13 protein-coding genes are annotated in these 14,458 nt (G+C 58.1%); all 13 read left to right on the forward strand.

The annotated features are described in order from the left end of the window. The first annotated feature begins 17 nt into the window (after positions 1-17). Positions 18-953: an acetylglutamate kinase gene (gene argB / locus HMPREF2967_RS06100; RefSeq protein ID WP_070685536.1), complete on the forward strand. Its 936-nt coding sequence runs from the start codon at positions 18-20 to the stop codon at positions 951-953. Then, a complete protein-coding gene (locus HMPREF2967_RS06105; RefSeq protein WP_070685539.1) occupies positions 950-2,128 on the forward strand; it encodes an acetylornithine transaminase in 1,179 nt (392 codons plus the stop codon). The genes argB and HMPREF2967_RS06105 overlap by 4 nt, the downstream gene beginning before the upstream one ends. Next, complete coding sequence (gene argF / locus HMPREF2967_RS06110; protein WP_070563127.1) at positions 2,125-3,042, forward strand: ornithine carbamoyltransferase; 918 nt, start codon at positions 2,125-2,127, stop codon at positions 3,040-3,042. The genes HMPREF2967_RS06105 and argF overlap by 4 nt, the downstream gene beginning before the upstream one ends. A 4-nt stretch (positions 3,043-3,046) precedes the next feature. After that, positions 3,047-3,532, forward strand: coding sequence for an arginine repressor (locus HMPREF2967_RS06115; protein WP_070529935.1), 486 nt, complete (start codon positions 3,047-3,049; stop codon positions 3,530-3,532). Positions 3,533-3,606: 74 nt separating this feature from the next. After that, positions 3,607-4,821, forward strand: coding sequence for an argininosuccinate synthase (locus HMPREF2967_RS06120; protein WP_070685542.1), 1,215 nt, complete (start codon positions 3,607-3,609; stop codon positions 4,819-4,821). A 26-nt stretch (positions 4,822-4,847) separates the two neighbouring features. Then, a complete protein-coding gene (argH, locus tag HMPREF2967_RS06125) occupies positions 4,848-6,272 on the forward strand; it encodes an argininosuccinate lyase (RefSeq protein WP_070685545.1) in 1,425 nt (474 codons plus the stop codon). A 216-nt stretch (positions 6,273-6,488) separates the two neighbouring features. Further along, positions 6,489-8,006, forward strand: a complete 1,518-nt coding sequence (locus HMPREF2967_RS06130) for an amino acid permease (RefSeq protein WP_070685548.1) — start codon at positions 6,489-6,491, stop codon at positions 8,004-8,006. A gap of 26 nt (positions 8,007-8,032) precedes the next feature. After that, a complete protein-coding gene (locus HMPREF2967_RS06135) occupies positions 8,033-9,070 on the forward strand; it encodes an ornithine cyclodeaminase (RefSeq protein WP_070685551.1) in 1,038 nt (345 codons plus the stop codon). A gap of 173 nt (positions 9,071-9,243) precedes the next feature. After that, on the forward strand, positions 9,244-10,398 hold the full coding sequence (locus HMPREF2967_RS06140; RefSeq protein ID WP_070685554.1) for a hypothetical protein: 1,155 nt from the start codon (positions 9,244-9,246) through the stop codon (positions 10,396-10,398). Next, entirely contained in the window at positions 10,399-11,967 is a 1,569-nt protein-coding gene (locus HMPREF2967_RS06145) for a vWA domain-containing protein (protein WP_070685557.1), read from the forward strand. A 36-nt stretch (positions 11,968-12,003) separates the two neighbouring features. Continuing rightward, the gene (locus HMPREF2967_RS06150; protein WP_070685559.1) at positions 12,004-12,603 is read left to right on the forward strand and encodes a hypothetical protein; all 600 of its coding nucleotides are present in this window, start codon (positions 12,004-12,006) and stop codon (positions 12,601-12,603) included. 11 nt (positions 12,604-12,614) lie between these two features. After that, entirely contained in the window at positions 12,615-12,803 is a 189-nt protein-coding gene (locus tag HMPREF2967_RS06155; protein ID WP_070523125.1) for a Trm112 family protein, read from the forward strand. A gap of 75 nt (positions 12,804-12,878) precedes the next feature. Beyond that, positions 12,879-14,138 (forward strand): tyrosine--tRNA ligase, encoded by a 1,260-nt coding sequence (tyrS, locus tag HMPREF2967_RS06160; protein WP_070685562.1) that lies wholly within the window; start codon positions 12,879-12,881, stop codon positions 14,136-14,138. The last annotated feature ends 320 nt before the right edge of the window (positions 14,139-14,458 follow it).

Below are 14,458 nucleotides of genomic sequence, written 5' to 3' on the forward strand. Positions count from 1 at the left end.
AGAAGCAGGGAGGAAAGATGATTCAGGGACTCAGCAATGTAGACCGCGCCACTGTGCTCGCGGAAGCCTTGCCGTGGCTGCAGCACTACCGCGACAAGATCGTCGTCGTGAAGTACGGCGGCAACGCGATGGTGGATGACTCTCTCAAGGCCGCCTTCGCCGCTGACATGGTTTTCCTTCGCACCGTGGGCGCTAAGCCCGTGGTGGTGCACGGCGGGGGCCCGCAGATCAATGAGATGCTGGGCAAGCTGGGCATTGAAGGAGAATTCAAGGGTGGTTTCCGCGTGACCACCCCGGAAATCATGGACGTGGTCCGCATGGTTCTTTTCGGCCAGGTGGGGCGCGGTCTGGTGAACCTCATCAACTCCCACGGTCCCTACGCCGTGGGAACCTCCGGTGAGGACGCGGGTCTGTTTAAGGCCCGCAAACGGCTCGTTGACGTCGACGGCGAGCCCACCGATATCGGCATGGTGGGAGACATCGTCAGCGTCGATCCCTCCGCCGTCATGGACATCATTGAGGCTGGGCGCATTCCGGTGGTCTCGACCATCGCTCCCGGAAATGACGGCGAGGTCTACAACATCAACGCGGATATCGCCGCCGGTGCGCTGGCACGAGCACTGGGTGCTGAGTGCCTTGTCATCCTCACCAATGTGGAGGGCCTGTACACCGACTGGCCCAATCGCGATTCACTGGTGTCGAAAATTGAGGTCGACAAACTCAAAGGCCTGCTCCCAGGCCTGGATTCGGGCATGATTCCGAAGATGGAGTCCTGCCTTATGGCCGTCGAGGGCGGTGTGAGCGCTGCTCACGTCATCGACGGGCGTACCGCCCACGCTGTGCTACTAGAGCTGCTCACTACGGGCGGCATCGGCACGATGGTGCTGCCCAATGATTACAACCGTGAGGACTATCCAGAAGGAACGGTCTTCAGGAAGGACGATAACAAGTGACCGCGCAGACCACATTGACGCAACGCTGGGGGCAAGTGCTCAGCAACACCTACGGCACCCCACCCGTGGCCATCGTGTCCGGCAAGGGCGCCACGGTGACCGATGAAGACGGTAAAGAATACATCGATTTGCTCGCCGGCATTGCCGTGAACTCCCTGGGCTATGCCCACCCGGCCATCGTCGAGGCGGTTAGCGCCCAGGTGGCGACCGTTGGGCATGTCTCCAACCTCTTTGCCAGCAAACCCGTCGTCGAGGCTGCGGGCAAACTCCTGGAGAAGGTGGGGGATAGCGAGGCCCGTGTCTTTTTCTCAAACTCCGGGGCGGAAGCCAATGAGGCTGCCTTTAAGCTGGCACGCTTGACCGGCCGCCGCCGCATCCTCGCTGCGCACCACGGTTTCCATGGCAGGACGATGGGCTCTCTCGCCATGACCGGGCAACCTGCCAAGCGCAAGGCCTTCGAACCTTTCCCAGGCGGAGTGGAGTTCTATACCTACGGCGACATTGACTACTTGACCACCTTGGTGGAACAGAACCCGGAAGATACCGCTGCCATCATTCTGGAACCCATCCAAGGGGAGACCGGTGTGATTCCAGCGCCCGATGGATTCCTGCGCGCCGTGAGGGAACTCTGTACCAAGCACGGCATCCTCATGATTGTCGATGAGGTTCAAACTGGTGTGGGCCGCACCGGCGATTTCTTTGCCTTCCAACATGAGGGCGTTCTTCCAGACGTCATCACCATGGCTAAGGGCTTGGGCGCGGGTATGCCGATCGGCGCCACCATTGCCCGTGGACAGGCTAAGGATCTCTTCACCCCGGGTTCCCACGGCACGACGTTTGGCGGAAATCCCGTCTCCTGTGCGGCCGCCGCAACGGTGCTGGAGCTTGTCGACGACCCCTTCCTCGCCGACGTCGCCCGAAAGGGGGAGTGGCTGCGCAGTGAGGTGGCCAAAATCCCGGCGGTGCAGTCAGTCAGGGGCCGAGGGCTTATGCTAGGTGTTGTATTAAATAAATCGGTGGCTAAGGACGTTGTGGCTGCAGGCTTGGACCACGGTCTCATCCTCAACGCCCCAAGCAGCGAGGTCTTGCGCTTGACCCCGCCGTTGGTGATCACCGATGAGGAACTCACGCAAGCAATCGATCGCCTGCATAAGGTACTGGAGGAAATAGGATGAGCGTGCGCCATTTCTTGGCAGATGACGACCTCACACCGGAGGAACAAGCAGAGGTCTTGGACCTTGCCTTGAAGCTGAAGAAGGACCCCTTCTCCGAGCGTCCGCTGGAGGGCCCGAAGTCGGTCGCGGTTCTTTTTGACAAGACGTCGACGCGCACGCGATTCTCCTTCGAGGCGGGAATTGCTCACCTGGGCGGGCACGCCATCGTCACGGAGACAAAGTCCACGCAGATGGGCAAAGGCGAGACGTACCAGGACACCGCTGCTGTTCTCTCCCGGTTTGTCGAGGCAATTGTCTGGCGCACCTACGCGCACCAAAACCTGCTAGAGATGGCTGAAACCGCGACGGTACCCATCGTCAACGCTCTGTCCGATGACCTGCACCCGTGCCAGATCCTGGCGGATTTGGTGACCTGCCGCGAGAATTTTGGCGAGCTGACCGGCCTTAAGGCCGTCTACCTCGGCGATGGCAATAACAACATGGCCAACTCCTACATGCTGGGTTTTGCAACCGCGGGCATGGAGATGACGATTGTTGCGCCGGAAGGTTTCCAGCCGCAGCCGGAGTTTGTGGAACGCGCACGCAAGCGCGGCACGGTGACCGTGACCGATTCCCTCGACGGCGTCGACGGCGCCGATGTTGTCATCACCGATACGTGGGTGTCGATGGGCCAGGAAGATGATGGCAAGGACCGCCGGACCCCGTTCCTGCCTTACCAGGTCACCTCGGAAGTCATGGCGCGCGCCAAGGAAGGGGCAATCTTCCTGCATTGCCTTCCGGCTTATCGCGGCAATGAAGTGACTGCCGATGTGATTGATGGGCCGCAGTCCCGCGTCTTTGATGAGGCGGAGAACCGCCTCCACGCACAGAAGGCGCTACTCGTGTGGCTTCTTGCAGCTCAGGAGGAGAAGTAGACGAATGACGACGACCCCAACTACGCGCAATGCCCGCCAGGCCAAGATTCTGGAGATACTCGACCGCACTCGGGTCACGAGCCAAGTTCAGCTCTCTGAGCTTTTGCTTGATGAGGGAATTGACATCACGCAAGCTACGTTGTCGCGTGATCTCGACGAGCTGGGCGCTAAAAAGGTAAAACGCGATGGTGGCCGTTCTTTCTACGTTGTGGGCGGCGAGCTGGAGCAATTCGAAGACCAACTCAACGGTCCGCGTGAGAAGCTACGCCGCATGCTCGATGAGCTCGTGGTGTCGCATGACTACTCCGGCAATATTGCGATGTTGCGCACCCCCGCGGGTGCCGCGCAGTATTTGGCATCTTTCATCGACCGCGTGGGCTTGCCGGATGTCGTCGGTTGCATCGCGGGCGATGACACCATCTTCGTCCTCGCCCGTGAGGGATTAGGGGGCCGGGAGCTGGCGGAGAAGCTCACCAACCGCAGCATTTAACATTTATACGTAAGTCTGTATAATATAAATTAGTTCGATTCTTAGCACCTGTTTGTCTTAAAGGAGCAAATACTATGACTGCACGCGTTGTGCTTGCCTACTCTGGCGGTCTGGATACATCCGTCGCCATTCCCTACCTGGCCAAGATGACCGGTGGCGAGGTTATCGCCGTGTCCCTTGACCTGGGTCAGGGCGGCGAGGATATGGACTCCGTGCGTCAGCGCGCTCTTGACTGCGGTGCCGTCGAGTCCATCGTGGTTGACGCTAAGGATGAGTTCGCCGAAGAGTACTGCCTGCCCACCATCAAGGCGAACGGTATGTACATGAAGCAGTACCCACTGGTGTCTGCTATTTCCCGCCCGCTCATCGTCAAGCACCTGGTCGAGGCAGCCCAGGCGCACGGTGGTACTCACGTATCCCACGGCTGCACCGGCAAGGGTAATGACCAGGTGCGTTTCGAGGTTTCCTTCCGCGCGCTGGATCCCACCCTGGAAATCATTGCTCCCGCGCGTGACTATGCCTGGACCCGCGACAAGGCCATCGCCTTTGCCGAGGAAATCAACCTTCCCATCGAGCAGTCCGCTGCCTCCCCGTTCTCCATTGACCAGAATGTCTGGGGCCGCGCGGTAGAGACCGGCTTCCTGGAGGATCTGTGGAACCCGCCGACAAAGGATCTCTACGCCTACACCGAGCAGCCGGATCTGGGCAATGCTCCGGATGAGGTGACCATCACCTTCGATAAGGGGGTGCCCACCGCCATCGACGGCAAGCCGGTTACCGTCCTGCAGGCTATCGAGGAGCTCAACCGCCGTGCTGGTGCCCAGGGCATTGGCCGCCTCGACATGGTGGAAGACCGCCTGGTGGGTATTAAGTCCCGCGAGGTCTACGAGGCACCGGGCGCCATGGTGCTCATCAAGGCCCACGAGGCACTCGAAGATGTCACTGTGGAGCGCGAGTTGGCTCGCTACAAGCGCCTTACCGACGCCCGCTGGTCCGAGGAGGTCTACGACGGCCTCTGGTTCTCTCCGCTGAAGCGCTCGTTGGATGCCTTCACCGAGTCCACCCAGGAGAACGTCACCGGCGATATCCGCATGGTTCTGCATGCTGGTACCGCCACCGCAAATGGCCGCCGTTCGGGCCAGTCCCTGTACTCCTTCGACCTGGCCACTTATGACACCGGTGATACCTTCGACCAGACCGCTGCCAAGGGCTTTGTCCAGCTGCACGGCCTGTCGACGCAAATCTCCAACCAGCGTGACCGCGACGGCGGTTTCCCCACGGGCAAGTAGAACAACTAAGCCAAGGTAAGGAATCGATGCACAAGACCAATGAGGGTGCGCTGTGGGGCGGCCGCTTTTCGGGCGGCCCCTCCGAGGCGATGTTTGCCCTGTCCGTATCTACCCACTTCGACTGGGTGCTGGCGCCCTATGACGTGCTAGCCTCCAAGGCTCATGCCAAGGTTCTGCACAAGGCGGGCCTGCTTTCCGACGCCGACTTGGACACCATGCTCTCTGGACTCAGTGAGCTGGGGGAGAAGGTTGCCTCCGGCGAGTTTGGACCGCTGCCGACCGACGAGGACGTGCACGGGGCCATGGAACGCGGGCTTATCGACATAGTTGGCCCCGAGGTAGGCGGGCGCTTGCGTGCCGGCCGCTCCCGTAACGACCAGGTAGCCACCCTGTTCCGGATGTGGATTCGTGACGCCATTCGCGATATCGCACTCCAGGTCACTGACTTGGTGGAGGCCTTGGCTGGTCAAGCCGAAGCTCACCCGGATGCGATCATGCCGGGTAAGACCCACTCCCAGGCAGCGCAGCCGGTCTTGTTGGCACACGAACTACTCGCTCACGCGCAGCCGTTGCTGCGTGATATTGAGCGCCTCCAGGATCTGGATAAGCGCTTGGCTGTGTCACCTTATGGCTCGGGAGCGCTCGCCGGCTCTTCGCTGCACTTGGATCCGGAAGCCATTGCTGAGGAGCTCGGCTTTGATGCCTCCGCAGAGAACTCTCTCGATGGCACGGCAGCGCGTGACTTTGCTTCTGAAACGGCCTTCGTCCTTACTCAGATTGCCGTAGATATGTCCCGTCTCTCCGAGGAGATTATCTACTGGTGCACTCCAGAGTATGGCTACGTCACTCTGGACGATGCCTGGTCCACTGGTTCTTCTATCATGCCGCAAAAGAAGAATCCGGATGTTCCGGAGCTGACCCGTGGCAAGACGGGACGTCTCATCGGCAACCTCACAGGATTGCTCTCCACGTTGAAGGCGCAGCCTCTGGCTTACAACCGTGACCTACAGGAAGATAAGGAACCCATCGTGGATTCGGTGGCACAGCTCAACCTGCTGCTACCGGCTATGACCGGCCTTATTGAGACCCTGACCTTCCACGAAGATCGCATGCGCGAGCTCGCCCCCCGCGGCTTTACTTTGGCTACTGATTTGGCCGAGTGGATGGTGCGCCAGGGCGTTCCCTTCCGCGAAGCGCACGAGGCCTCCGGTGCTTGCGTGCAAATTGCGGAAGCTCGGGGTGTTGACTTGGTGGACCTCACGGATGAGGAGTTGGCGGGCGTCGATAAGCGCTTGCTCCCCGAGGTTCGTGAAGTTCTCACCATCGATGGGGCAGTGGCCTCACGTTCTACCAAGGGCGGCACCGCTGGTGTGCGTGTGGCGGAGCAGCGTGAAAAGGTTCGTGAGTGCGCTGCTGCCGCGCGGAAGTGGGCAGAAACTCCACTGCGCTAGTCTCAACAAGCTTTGTCACCGCATGGCCGCTTTCGGCCATGCGGTTCTTTTTGTGCGCGGGGGTAGGGGAGGCCGCTCGTTTTGGCTGCGTGTGTTTGTGCTGTGAAGCACTGTGGGGGGTGGATGGTGATGGGGGTCTCATTAGGTTGCTATAACGTTTCATTAGGGAATGTGAAGCAAAGGCACGTTCTTAACGCGGAAAGGACTATCTCCCTGATGACTGAACTACTTCGGCCACCGAACACGGAGTCGCACGAAAAAGAGAAAGCGGTCTATGCCTCGGAAGATCACGGACTGCAGAAGGGGATGAGTAACCGCCAGCTGCAGATGATCGCCATCGGCTCAGCTATCGGCACCGGGCTCTTGCTCGGCACCGGTGGCCGGTTGCAAACGGCGGGGCCCTTCCTCGCTGTTTTGTATTTGGTGTGCGGATTCTTCGGCTATATCATCCTGCGCTCGCTCGGCGAACTCATCGTGTACCGCCCAAGCTCCGGCTCTTTCGTTTCTTATGCCCGTGAGTTCTACGGCGAGAAGACCGCTTTTGTCACCGGCTGGCTCTACTGGGGAAACTGGGCTGCCACCTTGGTCGCAGATGGCACGGCCGTGGCCATCTATATCAAATGGTTTGGTCAGTACACCTCGTGGTTAGACGCCGTCCCGCAGTGGGTGCTGGCCCTGGGCGTTGTGTGCAGCATCCTCTTGTTCAACATGCTCTCGGTAAAGATCTTTGGCGAGCTGGAGTATTGGTTCTCCATGATCAAGATCATCGCCCTCCTGGTCTTCATGGTGGTGGCCATCGGGGTGGTTATTCTGGGCCACCCCAACGGTGACCCCACCGGTTTTAGCCTTATTGCTGATGCCGGTGGTTGGCTTCCTAATGGCCTGTTGCCTGCAGTAATTGTCATCCAGGGCGTTGTCTTTGCCTATGCAGGCATCGAGTTGGTAGGTACCACGTCGGGTGAGACAAAGGACGTCGAAAAGCATATTCCGCGTGCGGTGAATAGTGTTCTATTCCGTATCGTGGTCTTCTATTTTGGCAGCGTGCTGCTGCTGACCCTGGTTTTGCCCTACACCACCTACGTCACAGAAGTATCGCCATTCGTGACCTTCTTTGAGTCACTTGGTGCAGGTTATGCTGCGCCTATCTTCCAGCTGGTGGTAATCACCGCTGCGATTTCCTCATTGAATGCCGGTCTGTATTCGACGGGCCGCATCATGTACAACATGTCTACTGCTGGCTCCGGGCCCAAATTCGGTGCCCGCATGTCCACATCTGGCGTTCCTTATGGAGGCATCGTGATGGCCGCCTTCGTCGGTCTCGCTGGTGTGTTTCTTAACTATGTGGTGCCCGAGATGGCATTCGAAATCGTGTTGAATTTGGCCGCGCTGGGCACGTTGGCGTCGTGGGCCGCCGTGGCCATGTCGCACATCAAATTTGTGCACCTGGCAAAGAAGGGGCGCTATACCCGTCCAAATTATCGCTCGCCCTTCGGCCAAGCAGGTGATTGGTCTGTGCTTGCCTTCATCGCGGTGGTCATTATCCTTATGGCTTTTGACTACCCAATCGGAACCTTCGCTCTGGCCTCTACGCTGCTTCTCATTCCGGTGTTCGCTGCCATGTGGTTTGCCTGGCGTGAGCGTATCTACACCATCGCGGCGGAGAGGAAGGCCAAGCACCTTCCTACCTCGCGCTTCCCAGCCGCGCCGCAGACGGACCTTCACCCGAAGAACTAATACAAGAATCAAGATCGGAGATTGCAATGAACCATGCTGTCAAGTTCGTAGATGTAGAGAATATGGCGCGCTGGATACAGCGTGAGGGAGTAGAAAACATCATTATCGGAATGGTGGACTACCTTGAGGCGGACTACCGCGAATGGGAGCGATTCGACAAAATCGCACGCGTGGCTTCTCACACCCCGTTCGGCGTCATCGAACTCATGCCTACCTCCAATGGCAAGGAGTACTCCTTCAAGTACGTCAACGGTCATCCTTCGAACCCCGCACGTGGCTTTCAGACGGTAACTGCTTTTGGCGTGCTTGCTGACGTCGACAACGGTTACCCCACGTTCGAGGCCGAAATGACTTTGCTTACGGCACTGCGCACGGCGGCCACCTCCGCCATGGTGGCAAAGCACCTAGCCAGAAAAGACTCCAAGCGTATGGCCATGGTGGGGGCTGGCTCGCAGTCAGAGTTCCAGGCCCTTGCATTCCGCGGTGTAATGGGGATCGATGACATCGCTATTTATGACATTGACCCGAAGGCAGTAGAAAAGTTCCAGCGAAACTTGGAGCCATTGGGATTCAACATCACAGCCTGCTCAAGTGTTGATGAAGCCGTACAGGGCGCCGACATCATCACCACCTGCACGGCCGATAAAGCCCAGAACCAAATCCTGGCCGAGCATCACGTCGCGCCTGGCGTGCATCTCAATGCGGTCGGCGGTGACTGCCCGGGTAAGACCGAGCTTGAGAGCTCTATCTTGGACAAGTCCAAGGTCTTTGTTGAGTTCCCGGAACAGACGCGCATCGAGGGCGAGATTCAACAGAAGCCGGCAGACTTCCCAGTGGTCGAGTTCTATCAGGTACTTACTGGGCAGGCGACGGGCCGCGAAAGCGATGAACAAATCACGCTTTTCGACGATGTCGGATTCGCCATCAATGACTTTTCTGCCCTTCGCTACCTTCGTGATTCCGTAAGGGGTACTGATTTGGAGTCAGAGATCGATATCATTGCCAACCCGGAGGACCCTAAGGACCTCTTCTCTTTGGTCGCGAACGTGCCTTCGCTTCTTTAGCCCAATGGTCGGGACAGAGTCGCCGGGCTTTTCTCTGTCCCGCTGTGGCCGCATTGGTCTTTGCAGTTCCTATTGGGGCAATCGCTTTCGGGTAGCAACAGCGGGGGACTGCATCGGGGGTGCGTGATCGGTAAGTCGAGCACCATGGCGGAGTGCCTTTTATGATTTAGGTCATGAGTAGCGCACAGCCGGGTGGACGAAAGAAGTCAGTTATCGCAGCCCTCGCCTTCCTGGTTGTCGCTATCGTCTCCGTGGTCGTGGGGCGTGGCTGGATTTCGATGCCCAGCTTTAGCTTTCCCAGTTCGCCCTCCTCGCATCGCGACCTCCTCCACGTGAAGGGTGCCATCAGTCCGGAAGATGAGGAGTTTTTTAAAGCCGCGGAGCAGCAACAAGTATTTGCAGAGGTTGGCATCTCGGTGACGTATGACGTTTTCTCGCCCCAGGACTTGGTAGAGATTGCTAGCAGGCCCGACCCTGACTATGACTTCGTCATGCCCGTTGTGGATGGCGCGGCACGTGTTGCTGAGACCAAGGATAAATCCACGACCATCACTGGAGCTGACCCGCGCTCGGTCGTTGCATTCTCTACGCCGCTCATCGCACTGGTCTATACGGATTTGGTGGGCGATATGGAATCTCAAGGCTTGGTGGTTGACAACGGCGGTAACAAGTCCCTCGATCTTGCAAGACTGAACGAGATGTCAAAGGAAGGCACACGCTGGCGCGATATTAGCCCGTCTTTTGGATCTCCTCGCGTTGTCGATGTTGCGGTTCCCAGCCTCCGCGAATCCAATGCAGCGTTGCAGTATGCCGCCCTGATTCGTTCCGTCGGGGGAAGAGCAGGCGGTGATGATGTCATGCAGCGACTACTCGTCGGTCAAGGGCACGGAGAGGCTAGCACGCAGGGAATTTTTGATACCTACCTGCGTCTTGGGAAGGGCGAGATGCCCATGGTGTTGGCCACCGAAGCCGAGTACGTGGCCGAACTTTTAAAGCAATCAGATTCTGAGGGCAGCACGAAGCTCAAGGACTACACTCCTTTAGCCCTCGTCCCAGGGGCAATGCTGACCTCCACCGTCGTCCCGCAGACGGAGGAAGGTGATGCTTTCGCCGCCGCGGTGAGTGACCGTTCAATTCAAGGTGTTGCCGCGATGCAGGGATACCGCACGGAGCCGACCAGCATCTTCGACAAGCTGGTCGCCGACGTGGAGTACAGCCCTCTCCCTCTGCCAACTCAACAAAGTCCCACGTCTTGGCAAGACATTGAAGCCATTCAGCAAGAGCTGGGATTAATCACGGGAAACGAACTCCCGGAAAGGATGATGTGAATGTTGCGATCCCTGAAGGCATTCGTCGCCGTGTCGTGCATGATGACTCTTGCTGCTTGTTCCGCTGTCAGTGGAAACAGTTGGCTCGACGACTCAACCTCAAGCGAGCAAGAGCAAGACGGTGACCTGAAGATTGTCGCCGCAACGGAGCTTGCACCGCTGGAGCCGGTCCTGGAACAGGCCTCCGAGGAGCTCGGCTTTGATATCACCATGACCACGGAGTCAGGCACGTTGGAGAACTCCCGTTCGCTGCAACAAGGAACCTTTGACCGTCACTATGACGCCACGTGGTTCGCCACCAACCGCTACGCCCGCATCATTGGTGCCGATAGCAAGTTGGGAAAGGAATTCAGCGTCGCGCGCTCACCTGTGGCGTTGGGCGTGCATAAAGATATCGCACGCAAGCACGGATGGGACACCACGCAGCCGACCTGGCAGGAGATTTCAGATTCAGGTATCACCTTTGGGATGACCGACCCATCAACGTCGAACTCGGGTTTCTCCGCCTTGTCTGCGGCCACCACCGCTTTCGCGGACACTGGCCGAGCGCTAACGGAGGAGGATATCTACAAGGCTTCGGACAAGGTCCAAGACCTGTTTGGTAATCAGACGCTCACCTCTGGCTCCTCGGGATGGTTGGCGGATCGCTTCCGCGAGCATCCGGAGCAAGCGGACGCGATTATTAACTACGAATCCGTGCTCTATCAGCTCCAGGACGAAGGCGCAGACCTACAAGTAGTCATTCCTTCCGATGGTGTTATTTCCGCGGATTATCCACTCACGGCCCTTCATAGCTCCCCAGACGATGACGCAGAAGCTAAGGTACAGGCGCTGGCTGACTGGTTGCGTGATTCTCCCCAGCTGCTGAAGAGCTACCACCTGCGCGTGGACAATTCCGATCTGCCCGGCACCATGTTCGAGCTTCCTTATCCAGCTAACGAGAAGACTGCACAGGCGCTGGAGGCCGCATTCGCCCACGAGCTGCGCAAACCCGGCAACACGTCTCTTGTGTTGGATACCTCGGGTTCTATGGAAGGTGAGCGTATCGAGCTTCTCAAGAGCAGTTTGCGCCCGCTTATCGACGGCTCTGCGGACGGCAATACCGCAGAACAAGGCCAGGTTGCTTTCCGTAACCGCGAGCAAATCAAGCTCATGCCGTACTCGTCCGAACCTCAGCCAGTGACCCGCGCTGTGATGGATACCGAAAACATGGGCTCGGTCAAAGAACTGGCGGATCGAGTAGAGGATTTGCAGGCCGACGGAGAAACCGCCACGTTCGACTCAGTGCTTAAAGCCTTTGATGAGCTGAGCGCTGGCGACGGCGATATTGGCACCGTGGTGCTCATGACCGACGGTGAGGTCACTCGTGGCCGAACCTTTGCTCAGTTCAAGGAAGCGTACGGACAGCTCCCACCGGACAAGAAGGATATCCCGGTGTTCGTCATCTTGTACGGTGAAGCCAATGTTCAAGAGATGGAGGAGCTAGCCCAACTCACCGGCGGCAAAACCTTCAACGCCCTTGACGGTGATCTGGCCGGGGCCTTCGAAGAAATTCGCGCTTATCAGTAAAACACCATTCTCCATTGTCAAGGAAGGCAGGCATCCATGGACGACGTAACCCCTCGCAAGGTAATTGCCACAGTTGTAGTGACGGTGCTCGTCGCTGCCTTGCACTTCCTCACTGGCGGCGGACTGGGCTTCCTTTGGCCCATCGTGGCGGCCAGCTGCGGCGCGGCAGCCGGATTCCTCATCCCGCCGGAGAGGCAGGGCAAGGAGCTTCCAGCCCCTCCGGTGTCTGAGGCGGACCGGCTGACCACAAGCCTGAAGAGCACTCGCTACAGCCTGCACCGCCGAGACATTCCGGCGCCCGTAGACCGCGCGTGGACGGAGTTCGACGCCTCGGCAACGTGGGTGCTCAACAACTGGGACAGGCTCGATGATGCCCCAAGTCAGCAGTCCCTTGTCCGCGACATGATTGAGGAGCACTCGAGCAGTTTGGTGAAGTCCTATTTAGAAGTAACGGAACTCAACGAGCCCGCTGCGGTCAAAGAGGTAACTGAGGCGCTGGGGATACTCAATCGAGAGATGATGGAGATTCGTGACGCCATTGCCCAGAACTCGGTCCGTGGCCTGCAGGATCACTCCATGGCGCTGAAGCTGCAATTTGGTGGGACCACTCCTTCTGTAGATTCCAAGGAGGTGTAGGGTTGGCGGGTATGAGTCTTGATCCGAAGCTGCTCGACATTTTGGTGTGTCCGCAGGACAAAGGCCCACTGAACTACCTGGAAGAAGAACAGGTACTGGTCAATGACCGGCTAGGGGTGGCCTATCCCATTGAAAACGGTATTCCCGTCATGCTGGCCGATCACGCAACGCCGTGGCCGCCAACTGACGACGATGCCTAAGACGCATCCCGCGAATTTAGTGGTCTTTGCGAACACTTATCCCGTCAAGCCGGAATCGAAGTAAAAGGAGCCTCCATGAACATCATTGATGAGCTGCAGTGGCGCGGCCTCATTAACCAGTCCACAGATCTCGACGCCCTCCGCGCGGCTTGCGAGGAACCCATCACTCTATATTGCGGCTTCGACCCCACGGGTGACTCCTTGCACGCGGGCCACTTGGTGCCGATGATTATGCTGCGCCGTTTTCAAAAGGCCGGGCATCACCCAATCGCCCTCGCTGGTGGCGCTACGGGGCAAATCGGCGACCCGCGGGATGTGGGGGAGCGCTCCATGCTTTCGCAGGAGACCATCAATGAGAATATGGTGGCTATCAAGAAGCAGCTGCGCCAGTTCATTGACTTCGAGGGTGAGAACGCGGCGACCATGGTCAACAACGCGGACTGGACTTCTCAGATGTCTGTCATTGACTTCCTGCGCGACGTGGGAAAGAACTTTTCTTTGAATACGATGCTGGACCGTGACACGGTCAAGCGTCGCTTGGAGTCCGACGGAATCTCGTACACTGAGTTCTCCTACATGCTGCTCCAGTCCAACGACTACGTGCACCTGCATAATGAGCTGAATTGTGTCCTGCAGATCGGCGGTGGCGACCAGTGGGGCAACATCGTATCCGGCGTGGATCTCAACCGACGTGTCAACGGTGCGAAGGTTCACGGCCTTACCGTTCCGTTGGTTACGGACGCCCAGGGGCAGAAGTTCGGTAAATCCACCGGTGGCGGAAAGCTGTGGTTGGATCCGGAGAAAACGTCCCCGTACGCGTGGTACCAGTACTTCCTAAACGCTGGCGACTCTGTGGTCATCGACTACCTGCGTTGGTTCACCTTCCTTGATCAGGAAGAGATTGCTTCCTACGAACAGAAGGTCGCGGACGAACCATTCCGTCGTGAAGCGCAGCGCCGGTTGGCCCAGGAGATGACCACATTGGTGCACGGTGAAGAGGCTACGAAGGCTGTGGAGCTAGCAGCGCAGGCACTGTTCGGCAAAGCTGAGCTCACTGATTTGGACGAAAATACCCTGGCTGGTGCCTTGTCTGAGACCACTGTGGCAGAGATTTTCGCAGGGGAGCCGCGAACCATTGTTGATTTGTTGGTTGCCGCTGGCTTGGCCGATTCGAAGGGCGCTGCCCGACGCACCATCAAGGAAGGTGGCGCGTACGTCAACAATAAACGCATTGAGTCTGATGAGTGGGAGCCGGACACTACGGATCTGCTTCACGGTTCGTGGCTTGTTCTGCGACGAGGAAAGAAGAACTTCGCCGGTGCCAAGCTCAGCTAACAACCGGTCTTCTTAGTCGGAGCAGACCATGCCTATCCCGCCGCCTTGTGCGGCGGGATTCGTCGTTTTCTGGACATGCGATTCACAATCGGGACTAGGACTCATCGAAAACGTATGAATACCTGGGGATTTGTTGTTTGTTGGGGGTGTGCGTATATTTATCGAAGTCGCCGCGAGACGCTGGTGACGCGGAGATTAACTCCCAGTTGACAAGGTTTAAACTTGTTTACTAGAGTATGAACTCCAGCCGCTCAAGACGGTGAATAATAAACATTCATTGCGCTGAGTGTGCGAACGATGTTTGAGAACTCAATAGTGTG

The sequence above is a fragment of the Corynebacterium sp. HMSC059E07 genome, from assembly GCF_001814395.1.
Lineage (GTDB): Bacteria > Actinomycetota > Actinomycetes > Mycobacteriales > Mycobacteriaceae > Corynebacterium > Corynebacterium hesseae.

Excerpts from the sequence above, each read along its gene's own strand:
- tyrS (WP_070685562.1), top strand. The coding sequence starts at position 12,879 with ATGAACATCATTGATGAGCTGCAGTGGCGCGGCCTCATTAACCAGTCC.
- HMPREF2967_RS06130 (WP_070685548.1), top strand. The coding sequence starts at position 6,489 with ATGACTGAACTACTTCGGCCACCGAACACGGAGTCGCACGAAAAAGAG.
- HMPREF2967_RS06155 (WP_070523125.1), top strand. The coding sequence starts at position 12,615 with ATGAGTCTTGATCCGAAGCTGCTCGACATTTTGGTGTGTCCGCAGGAC.
- argB (WP_070685536.1), top strand. The coding sequence starts at position 18 with ATGATTCAGGGACTCAGCAATGTAGACCGCGCCACTGTGCTCGCGGAA.
- HMPREF2967_RS06150 (WP_070685559.1), top strand. The coding sequence starts at position 12,004 with ATGGACGACGTAACCCCTCGCAAGGTAATTGCCACAGTTGTAGTGACG.
- HMPREF2967_RS06120 (WP_070685542.1), top strand. The coding sequence starts at position 3,607 with ATGACTGCACGCGTTGTGCTTGCCTACTCTGGCGGTCTGGATACATCC.
- HMPREF2967_RS06115 (WP_070529935.1), top strand. The coding sequence starts at position 3,047 with ATGACGACGACCCCAACTACGCGCAATGCCCGCCAGGCCAAGATTCTG.
- argF (WP_070563127.1), top strand. The coding sequence starts at position 2,125 with ATGAGCGTGCGCCATTTCTTGGCAGATGACGACCTCACACCGGAGGAA.
- HMPREF2967_RS06145 (WP_070685557.1), top strand. The coding sequence starts at position 10,399 with ATGTTGCGATCCCTGAAGGCATTCGTCGCCGTGTCGTGCATGATGACT.
- HMPREF2967_RS06135 (WP_070685551.1), top strand. The coding sequence starts at position 8,033 with ATGAACCATGCTGTCAAGTTCGTAGATGTAGAGAATATGGCGCGCTGG.
- HMPREF2967_RS06140 (WP_070685554.1), top strand. The coding sequence starts at position 9,244 with ATGAGTAGCGCACAGCCGGGTGGACGAAAGAAGTCAGTTATCGCAGCC.
- argH (WP_070685545.1), top strand. The coding sequence starts at position 4,848 with ATGCACAAGACCAATGAGGGTGCGCTGTGGGGCGGCCGCTTTTCGGGC.